This window comes from Bacteroides fragilis (assembly GCF_019583405.1).
Taxonomy (GTDB): domain Bacteria; phylum Bacteroidota; class Bacteroidia; order Bacteroidales; family Bacteroidaceae; genus Bacteroides; species Bacteroides fragilis_B.
Window position 1 is genome coordinate 563906 of sequence record NZ_SZUU01000001.1, and the last position, 14917, is coordinate 578822.

The 14917-nt window shown below is 43.1% G+C and carries 26 protein-coding genes; 9 read left to right on the plus strand and 17 right to left on the minus strand.

All coding sequences use genetic code 11. From position 1 onward, the window contains the following. The 4 genes from FDF36_RS02370 to FDF36_RS02385 are packed head-to-tail and all read left to right on the plus strand — an operon-like array spanning position 1 to position 4646. Positions 1 to 573, plus strand: coding sequence for a hypothetical protein (locus FDF36_RS02370; RefSeq protein WP_259281351.1), 573 nt, complete (start codon positions 1 to 3; stop codon positions 571 to 573). Beyond that, positions 560 to 2149, plus strand: coding sequence for a hypothetical protein (locus FDF36_RS02375; RefSeq protein ID WP_220390183.1), 1590 nt, complete (start codon positions 560 to 562; stop codon positions 2147 to 2149). Before FDF36_RS02370 ends, FDF36_RS02375 begins: the two co-directional genes overlap by 14 nt. A gap of 13 nt (positions 2150 to 2162) precedes the next feature. Next, the gene (locus tag FDF36_RS02380; protein ID WP_220390184.1) at positions 2163 to 3569 is read left to right on the plus strand and encodes a phage portal protein; all 1407 of its coding nucleotides are present in this window, start codon (positions 2163 to 2165) and stop codon (positions 3567 to 3569) included. Between the two features lie 9 nt (positions 3570 to 3578). Further along, positions 3579 to 4646: a structural protein gene (locus FDF36_RS02385; RefSeq protein ID WP_220390185.1), complete on the plus strand. Its 1068-nt coding sequence runs from the start codon at positions 3579 to 3581 to the stop codon at positions 4644 to 4646. A gap of 39 nt (positions 4647 to 4685) precedes the next feature. On the opposite strand, the gene FDF36_RS02390 is transcribed toward FDF36_RS02385, so the two are convergent. From FDF36_RS02390 to FDF36_RS02470, 17 genes are all read right to left on the minus strand, one after another. After that, entirely contained in the window at positions 4686 to 4928 is a 243-nt protein-coding gene (locus FDF36_RS02390) for a hypothetical protein (protein ID WP_259281352.1), read from the minus strand. 17 nt (positions 4929 to 4945) lie between these two features. After that, positions 4946 to 5143, minus strand: coding sequence for a hypothetical protein (locus tag FDF36_RS02395; protein ID WP_220390186.1), 198 nt, complete (start codon positions 5141 to 5143; stop codon positions 4946 to 4948). A gap of 17 nt (positions 5144 to 5160) precedes the next feature. Next, on the minus strand, positions 5161 to 5382 hold the full coding sequence (locus tag FDF36_RS02400; protein WP_220390187.1) for a hypothetical protein: 222 nt from the start codon (positions 5380 to 5382) through the stop codon (positions 5161 to 5163). A gap of 19 nt (positions 5383 to 5401) precedes the next feature. Continuing rightward, the gene (locus FDF36_RS02405) at positions 5402 to 5575 is read right to left on the minus strand and encodes a hypothetical protein (protein WP_220390188.1); all 174 of its coding nucleotides are present in this window, start codon (positions 5573 to 5575) and stop codon (positions 5402 to 5404) included. After that, the gene (locus FDF36_RS02410) at positions 5568 to 5834 is read right to left on the minus strand and encodes a hypothetical protein (protein WP_220390189.1); all 267 of its coding nucleotides are present in this window, start codon (positions 5832 to 5834) and stop codon (positions 5568 to 5570) included. Before FDF36_RS02410 ends, FDF36_RS02405 begins: the two co-directional genes overlap by 8 nt. Positions 5835 to 5836: 2 nt before the next feature. Next, positions 5837 to 6046: a hypothetical protein gene (locus tag FDF36_RS02415; RefSeq protein WP_220390190.1), complete on the minus strand. Its 210-nt coding sequence runs from the start codon at positions 6044 to 6046 to the stop codon at positions 5837 to 5839. Positions 6047 to 6431: 385 nt separating this feature from the next. Then, on the minus strand, positions 6432 to 6758 hold the full coding sequence (locus FDF36_RS02420; protein ID WP_220390191.1) for a hypothetical protein: 327 nt from the start codon (positions 6756 to 6758) through the stop codon (positions 6432 to 6434). Positions 6759 to 6770: 12 nt separating this feature from the next. Next, a complete protein-coding gene (locus FDF36_RS02425; RefSeq protein WP_220390192.1) occupies positions 6771 to 7004 on the minus strand; it encodes a hypothetical protein in 234 nt (77 codons plus the stop codon). Continuing rightward, on the minus strand, positions 6997 to 7356 hold the full coding sequence (locus tag FDF36_RS02430) for a hypothetical protein (RefSeq protein ID WP_220390193.1): 360 nt from the start codon (positions 7354 to 7356) through the stop codon (positions 6997 to 6999). The genes FDF36_RS02425 and FDF36_RS02430 overlap by 8 nt, the downstream gene beginning before the upstream one ends. Further along, on the minus strand, positions 7344 to 7604 hold the full coding sequence (locus FDF36_RS02435; RefSeq protein WP_220390194.1) for a hypothetical protein: 261 nt from the start codon (positions 7602 to 7604) through the stop codon (positions 7344 to 7346). Before FDF36_RS02435 ends, FDF36_RS02430 begins: the two co-directional genes overlap by 13 nt. Positions 7605 to 7691: 87 nt before the next feature. Further along, entirely contained in the window at positions 7692 to 7886 is a 195-nt protein-coding gene (locus FDF36_RS02440; RefSeq protein WP_220390195.1) for a hypothetical protein, read from the minus strand. A gap of 18 nt (positions 7887 to 7904) precedes the next feature. Then, positions 7905 to 8810, minus strand: coding sequence for a hypothetical protein (locus tag FDF36_RS02445; protein ID WP_220390196.1), 906 nt, complete (start codon positions 8808 to 8810; stop codon positions 7905 to 7907). A gap of 172 nt (positions 8811 to 8982) precedes the next feature. Further along, positions 8983 to 10122 carry a hypothetical protein gene (locus FDF36_RS02450; RefSeq protein WP_220390197.1) on the minus strand — a complete coding sequence of 380 codons (1140 nt, stop codon included), beginning with the start codon at positions 10120 to 10122 and terminating at the stop codon, positions 8983 to 8985. A 19-nt stretch (positions 10123 to 10141) separates the two neighbouring features. Further along, positions 10142 to 10525 (minus strand): hypothetical protein, encoded by a 384-nt coding sequence (locus FDF36_RS02455; protein ID WP_220390198.1) that lies wholly within the window; start codon positions 10523 to 10525, stop codon positions 10142 to 10144. A gap of 48 nt (positions 10526 to 10573) precedes the next feature. Further along, positions 10574 to 10780: a DUF3873 family protein gene (locus FDF36_RS02460; RefSeq protein ID WP_220390199.1), complete on the minus strand. Its 207-nt coding sequence runs from the start codon at positions 10778 to 10780 to the stop codon at positions 10574 to 10576. A gap of 301 nt (positions 10781 to 11081) precedes the next feature. Then, on the minus strand, positions 11082 to 11327 hold the full coding sequence (locus tag FDF36_RS02465; protein ID WP_220390200.1) for a hypothetical protein: 246 nt from the start codon (positions 11325 to 11327) through the stop codon (positions 11082 to 11084). A gap of 36 nt (positions 11328 to 11363) precedes the next feature. Next, positions 11364 to 11603 carry a ribosomal large subunit pseudouridine synthase B gene (locus tag FDF36_RS02470; protein ID WP_220390201.1) on the minus strand — a complete coding sequence of 80 codons (240 nt, stop codon included), beginning with the start codon at positions 11601 to 11603 and terminating at the stop codon, positions 11364 to 11366. 240 nt (positions 11604 to 11843) lie between these two features. Between FDF36_RS02470 and FDF36_RS02475 the strand changes: the two genes are divergently transcribed. The 5 genes from FDF36_RS02475 to FDF36_RS02495 are packed head-to-tail and all read left to right on the plus strand — an operon-like array spanning position 11844 to position 14916. Further along, on the plus strand, positions 11844 to 12596 hold the full coding sequence (locus tag FDF36_RS02475) for a hypothetical protein (RefSeq protein ID WP_220390202.1): 753 nt from the start codon (positions 11844 to 11846) through the stop codon (positions 12594 to 12596). A gap of 2 nt (positions 12597 to 12598) precedes the next feature. Continuing rightward, complete coding sequence (locus FDF36_RS02480) at positions 12599 to 13153, plus strand: hypothetical protein (protein WP_220390203.1); 555 nt, start codon at positions 12599 to 12601, stop codon at positions 13151 to 13153. 2 nt (positions 13154 to 13155) lie between these two features. Continuing rightward, positions 13156 to 14271 (plus strand): major capsid protein, encoded by a 1116-nt coding sequence (locus FDF36_RS02485; protein WP_220390204.1) that lies wholly within the window; start codon positions 13156 to 13158, stop codon positions 14269 to 14271. A 10-nt stretch (positions 14272 to 14281) separates the two neighbouring features. Next, positions 14282 to 14602, plus strand: a complete 321-nt coding sequence (locus tag FDF36_RS02490) for a hypothetical protein (RefSeq protein WP_220390205.1) — start codon at positions 14282 to 14284, stop codon at positions 14600 to 14602. Beyond that, positions 14599 to 14916: a hypothetical protein gene (locus FDF36_RS02495; RefSeq protein ID WP_220390206.1), complete on the plus strand. Its 318-nt coding sequence runs from the start codon at positions 14599 to 14601 to the stop codon at positions 14914 to 14916. The genes FDF36_RS02490 and FDF36_RS02495 overlap by 4 nt, the downstream gene beginning before the upstream one ends. Position 14917 lies beyond the last annotated feature (1 nt).

The window sequence follows — 14917 nt, forward strand, 5'->3', positions numbered from 1 at the left end:
ATGGCAGGGACAGAGGGAAAACAAAAGGTCAAAATGAAAGACTACCGGCAAGCACAGATTGTCCGGCTGGATATTATTTCTGAGCTGTACAAACGCGGGTATTCCTACCGGGATATTCGCGAAGAAGTTATGGCCCGGCTTGGCTTGGTTTCTTATTCTCTGCGCACCGTTAGCAAGGATGTCAACAAACTGTTGGAGGAATGGCGGGAAACCCGTATTGACAACACAGATTTGGCCTTGCAATTAGAACTTGAAAGGCTGGATGCTATTGTAAAGGAGGCTTGGGCGGCTTGGGAAAAGTCTAAAACGGACTATGAACGCAAGAAGGCCAAACAACAAGGTATTCCGGGCAATGAAGAAGATAACGGCATTGTTACCGTAAAACTCGAACAACAGAAAGAAGAAATCATTTGCTACGGTGACCCGCGCTACCTCGATATTATTCATAAGGCATTGATTGAGCGTAGAAAGCTGCTTGGACTGTATGCACCGGAAAAGAAAGATATTTCCGGTGGTATGTCCTTCGCTGCTCTCTTAATGGAAACAGGGCTTGTCGAAGATGAGAAGGAATGAGGCTGAAATAAAGAAGCGTGCTGCGGCCTTGTTTGCATCATGGCGGGCGGATTGGAATAAGTTCATCAAAGAGGCTCTTGGCGTTAACCTTGACGAAGAACAACAGGCCATTGTTACCGCCGTGCAACATAACAAACTTGTATCTGTTCGTTCCGGGACAGCGCGCGGGAAAGACTTCGTTGCCGCTTGTTGTGCGGTCTGTTGGCTCTATCTAAAACCGCGCTGGAACACCAAGGGAGAATTGATTGAGAATGCCAAAGTAGCTTTGACGGCTCCGACCGACCGACAGGTGAAAAATATCATGATGCCGGAAGTTTCCCGCCTTTACAACCGTGCCAAGCGTCGTGGCTTTCTTCTTCCCGGAAAACTGAACGCCTACGACATCAGAACCGACAATGAAGAATGGTTCTTGACCGGGTTCAAGGCCGACGAAAATAACCATGAGGCGTGGTCGGGGTTCCATGCCGTACACACATTTTTCATCGTAACGGAGGCAACGGGTATTGTTGACGATACGTTCGAGGCCATCGAAGGTAACTTGCAGGGTGACTCCTGCCTTTTGCTTGTGTTCAACCCTAACACCGTTGTTGGATATGCTGCCCGCAGTCAGAAGGCCAAACGCTGGAAGAAGTTCTGCCTAAACAGCCTCACGGCTCCCAATGTAAAGTTGAAAAAGACAGTCATTCCCGGCCAAGTAGACTATGAATGGGTGAAAGATAAAGTTGAAAACTGGTGTACTCCAATTCGCTCGGAAGAAGCGACAGCGAAAGAAGATGATTTTGAATTTGAAGGGCAATGGCTTCGCCCGTCAGACCTTTTCCGCAAGAAGGTATTGGGGCAATTCCCGAAGGTTGACGAAGATGTTTTAATTCCGATGCAGTGGGTTGAGCTTGCACAGGAACGCTGGAAGCAATACAGCCTTGGGAACCACAACTATTGTCGTTTGGGCGTGGACGTTGCGGGAATGGGGCGCGACTGCTCTGTTTATTGTTTCCGATACAACAACTACGTTGCCAAGTTCGACAAGCACAATTCCGGCGGCAAGGCCGACCACATGAAGGTTGCAGGAAGCATCATACACAAAGTTGAGTATTCAACCGGAACAATGGTATTTATTGATACCATCGGAGAAGGCGCAGGCGTATATTCCCGGTGCTTGGAAGTTTGCGACGAGCGAGATTGGAGGGTTGCAAAGCTCAACATCCATAGTTGTAAATACAGCGAAGGAGCCAAAACCAAAAGCGGCAAGGACTTGACAGACATAACCGGACAATACACCTTCGCCAATATGCGCGCTTTTCTCTTTTGGTGCGTCCGCGATTGGCTCAACCCGGACAATGGAATGAACGCCATGTTGCCGCCCGGCGGAACCTTCGCCGAAGAAGCAACGGAAATCAAGTGGAGCTTCTTGTCAAACGGGAAAATAATCATTGAACCCAAAGAGGACATAAAAGACCGCTTGGGCTTCTCTACCGATGAATTTGACGCGCTTGCCAACACCTTCTACCCAGTGCAACTTGTGCGTGAAGATGACTACGATAGGCATGACGAAGATTTGGAAGATGAACTTTATTAAAAACAGATAGCTTATGAAAACGATTGATGAAATTTTGAATGAAGAACGGACACCCGCCCAAAAGATAGACGATTTAAAGTTGAAAACGGTCACCGTTCCGCCTTGGAGTAAACTTGAAAAGGAGTACGAACCCAAATATCATCCGGTAATGACTGATAAGACCTACCGCGATAAGGTGAACAAAAAGGGTGATTTAATTCGCATGTGCCGTATCACGCTGGGATTGCAAAAGCTCTCAGTAAAGCGTATGACAGAACTTGCCTTTGGCATCCCGGTCAAGCGTGTGTATACCGCTGAAAACGACAACGAAAAGAAGGTTGCCAAGATAATGGAAGGTATCTTCAAGAAAAACAAGGTTGACAGCATGAATATCGAGCGCGGGCGGGCGTTATACGCCTCGTGTGAGTTTGCTACAATTTGGTACAGCCAAGAGCAAGAAGCCATCTATGGAGGCGAGAAAACCCGCTTGAAACTTCGCTGCAAGACCTATTCGCCGATGAAAGGTGATATCCTTTTCCCGTTGTTCGATGAATACGATGACATGATTGCGCTTTCTATCCAATACACCCGTGAAGTGAGGAAAGAAAGAACAACCTACTTTGAAACCTACACAGACAAGAAGCATATTCGCTGGGCGCAATCAGGGCGCGGTAGTGAATGGGTTGAAGAACTGAACGAGGACATAAAGATTGGGAAGATTGCAGGCGTTTATGGCAGTCGTGAAGAGCCTATTTGGGAAGATGAAAGTAAGAATGTTTTCGAGGCTGAATGGTCGCTTTCCCGAAATGGGAACTACCTGCGAAAGAATAGTAAACCCAATTGGGTTGTATTTATGGATAAGGACGATGTTGCGAAGTTCGGGAATGAATCAGACGATGATACGACGGCAAGAAACGTTCTCCGTTATCCTTCCAATGCGAAGGCCGGATATCAGACATGGGAACAAGCTATTGATAGTCTGAAATTTCATGTTGAGACTATCCGCAAGAACTTCTTTGTTCAATTGCAGTTACCCGATATGTCTATGGAAAGTATGAAGGCAAGCCCGATGTCCGGCGAAGCTCGCAAGATGATGTTCATAGACGGTCAGTTGAAGGTCACGGATGAAAGTGGCATTTGGCTTGATGTATTCTACCGGGAAATCAATGTAGTGAAAGCCTTCATGAAGAAGATGTACCCGTCATTGGTTGGTGCTATCGACAGCCTTAATGTTGAAGTAGTCATCACGCCCTATAATATCAAGGACGATGCCGAACAGATTACCAACTACACCAACGCAACGGGCGGAAAGGCTATCATGGCACGCAAGACCGCGATAAGAAAACTTGGCGAGGTTGAAGATGTAGACGAAGAACTGGCCTTGATAGAGGCCGAAGAAGCTGCGGAAAGTATGGCAGACATAGAAGAACCCACAATCTAATACAAAGTCATGGCAGAAGCAAGCAAATTTGATAAAAAGCACATTGCCAACCTCAACAGATTGGCACGTGAAATAGATGCTCTTTTCTCGGAAATCATCAGTGAAATTTCCCGGCTTGGCGAGCAATCTGGGTTTGCCGGTAATAAGCCGTTTTCATTTGATGATTTTCCGGGATTGAAGTTGCGCGTTGAGAAGTTGTTTGAGAAGCTGCACAAAGGTATTTACGAGGCTATCACGAAAGGAAATGCAGACGCGTGGGATTTAAGCTGCGCTAAGAACAATTCTTGGGTTGATGCAATAACTTTATCAAGCCGCCTGTCAAAAGAGCAAATTTCGCAATTTAAACCACGAAATTTGGAGGCTTTGAAAGCGTTTCAATCACGGAAAATTAACGGAATGGGATTATCAGCCCGTGTTTGGAACATTGTAGAAAGTAGTAAATCCGAATTTGAACTTGCTTTGGATATTGCTTTGGGGGACGGGCGAAGTGCGGCAACGTTGAGCCGGGACGTGCGAACCTACTTAAAGGAACCCAAGAAGTTATTCCGCCGGGTACGCGACAAGCACGGGAACCTTGTTTTGTCCCAGCGAGCAAAGAATTATCATCCCGGCCAAGGTGTGTACCGTTCTTCTTACAAGAACGCCATGCGCCTATCACGTAGCGAAGTGAACATTGCCTACCATACGGCAGACCACGAGAATTGGAAAAGCAATGACCTTGTTTTAGGCTTTGAAATCATCCTTTCAAACAATCACCCGATACAGGACATCTGCGATGAATTGGCCGGGAAATATCCGAAAACTTTCAAGTTCACGGGTTGGCATCCGCAATGTCGTTGTGTGGCTATTCCTATCACGCCGAAGTTCGAGGACTTCATCAAGTACGAAGAAGCCATACTTGCGGGCGAAGATGTTTCCAATTATCAATTCAAGGGAAGGATTAAGAAGGCACCGCAGAAGTTCAAAGTATGGTGTAAGGAGAATCAAGAGCGAATAAAGAAGATGACTGCGAAAGGAACATTGCCGTATTTCTTGAAGGACAACGAACAATTCTATAAGGTGGCTGCAGAAAAATAAAGGAGCCTTCCGGCTGGCGGTTGGCTCCTTCCTTTCTTGCTATTTTAACTGTTTATAACTAAATGCTGGCATTTTATTAGGCTTTGGGCATTCTTTTATGTAGGTTCTATCTAATTTAATAATATCCCGAAGAATGCTTGTCTTTAATGCTTTCTTTTTCTTTCTTGGGATTCTTATTAATTCTTTGTATCCGTAAACACCGCCTACTATATTCCACACAGTGAAATTTATTCTTAAACTTGCGTATATTCTTGATTTGTTTTGAAATTCAATTTCATCCATTTCTGTTCTGTTTTACGTTAATCATCGAAAGATAAATCCATATATGCAACCTGCGCAAGTTCTTCCATTTCATTGCAAAAATCTTCGTTATGGCAAGTTTCAAGTTTCTGTCTTACAATATTGCAAGCTGCTTGGAACCCTGCCATATAATCTACTTGAGAAATAGTTCTACCTGAATATTTCTCCGCCATTTTAATTACTTCTTTCTTATTCATATCTATCTTGATTTGAATTATTCTTTCTTCTCCTTTATAGTCACTTTATCATCCTCGTCAATCTCGAAGCAATCCGGGCAATAACATTTCCCATCTTCGATTAACCAATGATAGTCCTGTGCATCTTCCTTTGCTGAATTTGCATCAACAAAAAGTGTAAAGCCGGAATGTTTGTTCATATATACCTTACCACATACATCGCACTGTACTCCGTATGCTATTTCTTCAAATACTGCCATAATATTCCTTTCTATCTTGTTATACGTTAATTGTTTTAATAGCTTGGAGCATTCCTTTTCCATCTTTGATAATCACAACGATATCCGATTTAGGAATGGTTGCTCCATAGCGCTTAATAGCTTCTCTTGCTTCATTAATCCCCTTTTGAATTTCTGCTGTTATAGCATTTATTCTTTCCTCTTTTTCACTCATATTTATTGTTGTTATTTGTTGGTTTGACAGAAGCGCATGGAAATAATGCACATCTTTTGCATTCTTCACCCTTTCTGCAGTTCATTATCCAACTGTTGATAATTACTTTATTTTTATCCGTCTGTTTGATAGCGACACATGGGAATAGGGCACATTTTTCACATTCTTCACGCGTTCTACAGTTTGTTATCCAGCTATTCATGATATTTGTAGTATCAACTAAAGCATTCAGCAATTCATAATTAGTGATATTCTTCATTTTTAAATTGTTTTACGTTTTCTTATTTCATCTAAGCGAATATTGGTACGTTTAAGCCCTACTTGTGCATCATGTACCTTCTTATCATTTGTACATATCTCCAACCTCTCTTTATACAATGCGATAAGGGCTTTTAGCTCTATTTCCTCTTGTATAAGCTGATTTTTTGTGAAGCTGGAAATTCTTTCAGCATATTTCTCCCTATAAGTCATATTCCTTTCTGATTAAATTTGAACATTGCAAATAAATTGACCCGCCGTCAGTGCTGACAACCCTTACTTCAAACTGCGTCCACGAGCTTTCCCAGCATTTTGTACCAGGCGGAACTTGTGCGGCTACATCAAGATTCCCTCCGTGTTCCTCTCTTATTTCTTCAAGATATTCTATAAATTCGTCAAGATTCATTTTTCCGTTCCTCCTTTCGTTTCAATTGTAGCTTAACCTTTTCCGGGTCAAACTCATAGTTTTCACATTTACGGCTGTTTGCCATAACGAGAAGTAGCGGGAATAACATTCCATGCTTACAACCCCTTCCATATTCGTCTGATGCAGATTTACAAGTATCGCATCTGTAGATGTCTTGTATACAAGCTACGCTCATAATTTACCTCCTTGCGATTGTTGTTTAAACCTTGACCAAACAAGAGTTCCGTTATATACCAATTTATTTACACTTAATTGCCCGTTTGTGTACAGTGGAGTATCACCAAACGCATCTATTTTTCCGTCCAATTTCTTACTATCACAAATGTATATTTGCATCTTGCCGGACTTGTTTGCCTCCTTAAGTAAAGCGGAAACGCTTTCATCATTAACTTGGTGTCCGCATTTTCCGTTTATCCATACAGATATAGAAGTTACTTCTTTTTCATATGTATGTCTCATTCCGTCATACGCATATGCTATTAAAACGTCTTTACTCATACTCTTTCTTATTTAAAAGTAATCAACTACCATTGGGCACGATTCCGTTATTGTCGCAATCAGCTTTCCGCTTTCGCTCAATACGGAGTAATGCCCACCTACATATTTACCGTAAAAATCGGTGTACCCGTATGTCCGTTCAATCTTTGCGACGGTTTTTTCATCTTCGGAGTTATGTTTGCTCCCTACTGTATAATCACTCACGCCTTGCGCGGTGACAATGGTTATTCTTTTGATTTCAGCCATTTGTATTTTCTTTTTTCAACTCCATTTGTTTCATTAAGAACTTTCTAAAATTGTTCTTATACTGACTATGAATTATTTTATACTGCTTTGATAAATTAGGCAATTGCTTGTACCCTTTACTATGAAGGAACTTTGCAACCAATTCAACCTTTTCTTGATTATTGAACCCTCTATCTTTACACATATTCGTGATGCAAATATTTGCTTTGCTGATAGGCTTTTTCTGTATAGGGGAAAGATACTCACTTCTGCTATTGGTATGGGTTCTTGGATAGCCGACAGCTTCGCCCAAGTATTCGCCTGTTATGTAATCAAATTCCCCATTTATTAAACTTTCTGCTATTTCTCCCATAATATTTCTTTCCTTTTTTGTTGTTCTTTGCGCACTACCTCATGTTTTGAAATGGTGCATTTTCTTGTTTTCTTCGGGTTTCCCGGTTCAATCCCAGCTTTCCACAATGTAGGAAGTTTGCAGCCTATCTGATAGGGCGTGAACTTCTCGTAAATGGCAGCAAGGGAACCAAAGAAGTGTTCCCGCTTTCCTTCTACCGGAGCCGGGAACCTTACTTTGATGACGTATGACTTAGTTATTTTCTCCATTTTTTTGATTTCTGATACTTTTGTTCACCGCCTTGGTAACTTATCAAGAACGGGTATAATTTTGCGATAGAGCAAGGGAAAACAGCATCATGGAACATCTTCAACGCCGATAGTTTCTACCATGTAGCACTTCATCATGTAATCGCCTTCAATTCCCATATTCCACCACTTGCCAATGTAATATTGGTGCGCTTCATCTTCCGGCAGGTTGATTGGCGTTACAAATGAGTTCTTCTTCCCGTCCTTATCTTTCAGATAGACTTTGACCGTTGTTCTTTTCATGTCAGTACGATTTTTAGTTCAACTTGCATACAGAGAACGGGCGAAGGCTTTTTTGGCGCATTGCTCATTAAAGTAATCGTCATAGTCAACTTCTTCGCATATCGGCATATCATCCCCAGCGGAAATGTTATCTTTAAAAATCAGATAACGAGCGTTGAAGAAAAAGAGAATAACCCGACGGAGAAATTCACGAGGCGTTCTGATATTGTGCTTCTGCATAGCTTTCATTATTCGCGTGGCCTTATCATCATTAACGGTTATTGCAACGGCCTTCCCGCGTCTAAATTCCTTCGTTGTATAGCCTTCAATGTTCAAAACGCTTTCCGCTATTTCCCGAAGAACCTTTGGCACGTAGCGGTCTGTATTATCTTCATCCAATTGTAGAAACATATCGGTTGTAGAACCAAGAAGGCTCATTAAACTTGTGCGTTGTTCCTCCGCCGTCTGCTTTAAAAACATGAATTGATAGTCGCTGACATAGGTAGCAATCATTGTCCCTTTAATCTCCGCAACCACTTCCTGCTCGCTCATTTCTTTGCTAAGATTGCGAAGCGTTTCGTGTGCGCTGGCGATGAACGCGCCAATGATGAAGTTTGTTAATTGATTGCGCGTTGAATATCCCTGCAGGTCTGCCAATCTCTTAACTCTATCGGAAAGCTCCCGGCTTGTCTCAAAACAGAAAAGGGTTTTTTCATCGTAACGGAAAAGTCTGAACCAACCCGTGTCCTGATGGCTGAATACTCTTTTAATCGTTTTGGAAACTTTTTCTTTGTTGTGCATCCGGCAATACGCCTCCAACAAGTAGTTCATGACATCGCCCAAACCGCGAAAATGGTAATCCATTACGCGCTGCTGGAACATTTCAAAAACGACAATAGGTAATTTTGTTCCGTATTGGAATTTTGTATGCTTATATGTTTTCATAATCAATGTAATTTAGAATGATGAATGCTATAATTATGCGCACGACCTACCCAACGGAAACAATCGGTTGTACTATCAAAGAATACGCCTTTGAGGACTTTCCGGCGAATAGGTTCATAGCAGTTGGCGACTGCAAGTAATTCCTTGCGAGCCGCCTTGAATGCTTTCTTTCTCATTGTGCTGGCTTTAATTGTTCAACAGTAACTGGAACAACACGTGCACACGCATAATAAGCATTTATTGTAAGCTGTCTTTGCCATGCAACAAAACGAGGTGACCACCGGAACCCGTTACTTTTCAACTTGGAAATGGTGTCTGAATCCGGCTTACCGGGAAAGATTATTTGCAACCTGTCTTCGGAGAAGTTTTTTATGACTTTTCCGCCTTCAAATTCAATCTCAACATCTTCTTTGTCCGCCTTTACTTCTTGCGCCTCGCACGCAGCTTTCGCCATTTCTGCAAGTTTAAAGAACTTGTGACGTTCCGTGATGATTGATGATTGCTTGTTGAGTTCACGAACGTAGGCAATGGCCTTTTCCACCATAGCAACATCGCCGCGCTTTGCATAGGTTTCAACCTTCCCGTAGATGCTGGAAACGAACAGAGACTTGTTGTACCCTCTTTCAATGCCATCATTAATACCTTTAATTGTACAAGCGGAAGAATAGATTGAACGTTTGAGCCGCATCCATTCTTCGTTTTCTCTTTGTTCGGCTGGTTTAGCTTCTTCAATCCGACGGGCAATCGCTTTGAGAGCCTTTTCCCGCCATTCTCTGAACTCCTTGTATGCTGCATCGTAGGAATTGTTGGCCTTCTCGTTTCTGCGAGTAGGAAAACGCGTTGGCCCGGTAATCATCGCGCTCATGATACGGGAATGTTTGTTGAACAGAGTACGAACCCAATCTTTATACTTCGTTATGTAGTGTTCCTTTTCGTTTTCCGGCATATTTGCAAGGTCAGCGTTCAATTCCTGCTCGTAATCGCGAATATACTGCGCGGCGCGTTCTTCCGGTACGAAACTTGTGGAATAGAAGGCATTGTAAGCCGCTTCCCATAGTTCTTCAAGATTTACTTCATACTTCCATGATATAACTTCCCATTCTGAAAGATACTTTTTGCTATCATATACAATAATTGAACGATTCCATTTAGAACTTGTTGCAGTGTGTGCATAATCTCTATGCATTAAATTCCCTCCAAGTTCTTGTCCTCTCCAAGCAAAAGCCCATTCCCCTAATTCGGGATGTTCTATTTGCTTTACTACCGCTGCCCGATGGCAGTTCTTTGTACTTAAAACTACTTGATTTTCCATTGTTGTTGTGGATTAAATGTTATTGATTAATTAGTTTGTCAATTCTCTGTTGGATTTCGACAGCCCGCGAAAGGCCGTTCTCACCGAAGGCTTGCGCCTCTGATACCTTCCCATCCTTGTACGTGAGGCAGCAAAAAGAACCGTCCGGATAATCAATACCCAAGCGCGGTTTTCCCCAATACATATCAATTTTAATCTTCGGGCTGCGCTTGCGTTCATCCTTTTCGCCATCCCATTGAGGAAGAATGTACAAGCAGGATTTCACTTGCTTATCTGCGGCTATCGCTCGATTGCCCCAAAAATCGTCTTGAAATCCCTTGATTACATTTTTACTCACTTCGATGTAATCCAATTCGCGGGCAACTTCTTCCGCTACAATTAGCATTGCTTCATTTATTTCCATATCGTTGTTGTGGATTATGCCCCGTTGGTTGGGCGGGGCGTTTCCTTGTTACTTCTTCGCTAACCATTCATCACGCTTCCGGCGACAGTCTGCCAAGTCTATTCCTATGCAACTGAATAGCTCGCCTTCCGGCGTTCGATAATCGTATTGCATCCGTTTTATCCGCTTCCGGCCTAACTGTGTTGAAAACGTTGTGTAATTCTCTTTTCCAGCCTCGCAAACGCTACATCCGTATTTGTCGTTGATTGTTCCCATATTGTTGTTACATTATGGTAGCCTTCGGGCTACGGATTAATATTATGCTATCTTTACTATCTCGCCTGATTTGAGGCCTCGTTTCAATCGAGGTATCACCATTTCAAAATCTTCATTCAATCTGCCATTGATAATTGATATGCCACATAACACCTTTTTGTGTAAGATTGTACAGTATTTTTCAGACTTTATGATAAGTACTCTATTTGTTGCTCTCTCATTATTTTGAAGATAAGTACCTTTGAATTTTGTTACTTTCATAATTATATATGTTGTGCAGGGCTTTCGCCCAACGATTAAACTAATCAATCTTGTAAATCTTGATATCTTCATCATCTGCCACAGCCAATTTATAAGTTGGCTTGAACTGCTCTATAAAGCTGAATACTGAATCTCTCTTTTGGTACACATACAAGTGCTGCCCAATAAGCTCAATACTTTCCTCTGTGCCAAAATATTCACGGGTGTTAACGTTTTCCACTACACCCCAGGCCTCGATGCATTCGCTTTGTACTGCATCAATCAATCTGAATGTTTCTTTTGTCATAATCGTATGATTTATGCAGGGTGGAAACCCTGCTGGTTATTTAGTGTAAAAACTGATTTGAAGTCCTCTGCGGAGCTTACAAACAACCTTGTCAAGTCCGGCATTTACAGCGCGGTCAACGAACTTATTGAAAAGCTCTATCCCGATAAGAGCGATTAAACCGGCAACGCCTACCAGCTTGTTTATCCGGTCCCCGTTTTCATCTACTCCGTACACTTTCATACGAAAGTTACTGTTGATGAATGTTTTCGTGTAGTTTAATATACCTTTTTTCATTGTTGTTGTGAATTATGGTTTATAACTGCTTCATTTCTAAGTACATGGCGAATATAGGAAGTTATTTTAAAATAGCAATACTTTTGTCAAGTATTTTTATAACCTTTTCAGGTTATTTACTTTCGTTTACTTTTGCGTGTTAAAGTCTTAATTAAGTAATTTGTACTAAAACAAAGCGTATAATGTAAGCTAAACGCCAATTAACCATTAGTTTTGTATAAACCAATTAGTTGATAAACTATGAGTATAAAACGTTTTATCTTGGATTCGTTGAAAACCAAATTTGCTGGGATAGACGAAAAAGTATTGAACAGGATAGCGGCCATTGCCGTGAAGACTGTAAAAAGTGAAGAGGAGGCCAAAACATTCGTTGAGGAAACTACTCTACAACAGGTTATTGATAGCTACGCCGACAGCCGGGCAACTGACGCACAGGAGAAGGCTGTAAAAAGCTATGAAGAAAAATTCGGTCTGAAAGATGGCAAGAAAGCCGATGCGACGGAAGAACCCGGAGGTGAAGGGGGCGAAGGCGGAAACGGCGGTGCTACTGATGACGGTAAAAATGGCGGTGAAGGAAAAGGCGGCGAAAAGGTTCCCGACTATGTAAAATCATTGTTCGGCAAAATTGACGCACTGACTAACGAGGTTACAACCTTGAAAGCAGGGAAAGTAGCTGACACCCGCAAGTCTACATTGGAAGCTCTTTTGAAAGATGCTCCCGAAAAGACGCGCAACACCTTCATGAAGAACTTTAATCGTATGCAGTTTAAGGATGATGCAGACTTCGAGGAATGGATTGAGGAAATCACTCCCGACGTTGAAGAAGCAACAACCAGCCAAGCTGCAAGTGACGGCGTTGTAGGCAGACCGAAAAGCGGTGCTTCAACCGGGAAAGAAGGCCAAGCCAACTCCTATGTTCAAGCCCGCGTAAACGCAAGAAAGGCCGAAACGGTTGCCCCGGCCATCATTGGGCTACCAAAAACAAGTGAGTAGTAATGAAAGATAGATTTTCTTACAACGGTGCTGAAACGGCTGACCCTATTCGTATTGAACAGGTCTTTGCCGAAAAACCGGGCGGCGGAATTGTCGTTGAGCCGGGTTTTGATGCACCTGAAACTACTGCGGTAGGCTTAGATGCAAACGACAAGTTCGCTGTCATCAAGTCGTATCGTTTGCTGTCCGCTGTTGCTTCTGCCGACACAACAATCAACATTGCCAAAGGTAGTGGTATTGTCGTTGGCGATGCTTTGGGCTATGGCAAGAAGGCCGTTGCCTGCACTGCGGTAGACACATCCGCCAAAGATAAGGACGTAGTAACGGTTGAAATGGGTATTGCCATTAAAGCTGGTGAAAGTCTGTATCAAGCAAAGGCGGCTTCCGCTTCTGCGGCTGCACCCATCTACACGCCGGAGTACATTCTTGGAAACAAGATTTTCAAAGGCAAGGGTGAACAGCCCGTGCGCTTAATCAACGGCGCAAATGTGAGAAAAGAAACGGCTTGTATCGGAAAGGATATTGAAGCCTTGTTACCAACTATTAAACGTGTATAACTATGGGACAAATGAACGCTCCTTTGTTTGAGATTGACCAGCCCGGCTTGACGCTGGAAGTCAATTCATACGTGCCCGGCTTAGGGCTTGCGTGGCCGCAGCTTTTCCCGCTGAAATATACGCCCAAATTCGACCTCAAAGGCATTGAAGGTGACGAAGGTATTCCAGTATCAGCCGACCGTGTTGCCTTCAATACGAAGGCTCCGAAGAAAACCCGCAAAAAGGTTGGTTCTTGGAGTGGAACGTTGGGCAAGATTGAGATTTCACGCGATAAAGATGAAATTGAAATCAATAACTACAACGACTTGCAGGCTATTGCTGCCGCCAGCGATGACCCAGCAACTGCCCAGCATTTGGTTGACCTCGCTTATGATGACATTAAGTTCTGCGCTGACGGTATGGACTACCGCGTTGAAATCGACGCAATGCGTATCGGCTCACGTGGTAAGCAGGTTCTCACTGCCAAGATTGACGGCGATATGGCAGAACAGGACGAAATCAATTTCAATGTGCCGGAAGAAAACTTCATCGGCGCAACAACGAAATGGGACAACGCCGAAACTGCCGACGGTTTGGCTGACATCATGAGAGGTCAGAAAATCGTTGCCAAGAAAGGTGGTAGAAAGCCGCAGTATGCAATCATGGAACAGGCCGCTTTTGACTTGCTCTGTGCGCAGAAAAAGACTATCAAGCGCGTTGCTGGTGTAGTCATGAAGGCTGTCGGCCTCGAAAGCATTGACGATGTAGACGTTGATACAATCAACCGCTATATGCGCAAGAAAAAGGCTCCCCAAATTCTTATCATCGACACCTATGCCACTATCGAGCATAAAGATGGTAATCAAGAAACTATCAAGCCTTGGAATGAGAACGTATGTACCCTTTCTGCCGAACCGCGCTTGGGTTACACCTACTTCAAGCCCGTTCCGATGCTGAAAGCAACGGATGCTTTGCAAACGCAAGGTTCTTACTACAAGATGACGGTTTACTCCGACGTAAACCCAATGCTTGAAGTTACCATGTCAGAGGCTTATGTGCAGCCCGCTTTGACCGGAAGAAAGTCATTAGTATTCATCAATACAATGGCTACAACTTGGAATGACGGCGATGCCGCCTAAAAAGTGAGCTATGGGAACGATTTCTAAATCATTGAAAAGTCTATCCAGCTATCCAATTCCTTCGGCTACCATTGAAGAAGTAGCCGAAGCATTGGGGCTGAACCCGTCCGATGATATTACACCCAGTATTCGGAATAGCAACAATTATAAATTGGCGAAAGCTGGTATTTATGATTTCCTTTCCGAAGCTCCGAATATATCGCAAGCGGGCATTTCATATAGCTTTTCCGATGGTGAAAGAAAACGATTTAAGGCAAAGGCTGATTTAATTCGTAATGAATTGGACTATAACAATCAAGATGTTTACGGCTATCAAGGAGAAGATTTATGATTATCGCTAACGGAACATTGCAAATTGTAGGAACAACAGGCGGCGGGCTTAAAAACGGCAACCCGGTAAAAGTCCAGGAGGCACTTGGCGAACCCATTCCCTGCAACTTCACTACGAACACGAATGACCATTTAGGCCGATACGAAGGCGGCACGTTTACCCGCGCCAAGTTTGTAATTCTGATTGATATGCAGGATTTCAACGCCGAATATGTCGTACTGAATACTATTCGCGGTGTAACGGTTGGCAAGTTTCGTGTGCAGGATAAACAGTTTCTTGATGTCGTTGAGAACGTAAAGATAACAGTTGAGTAGG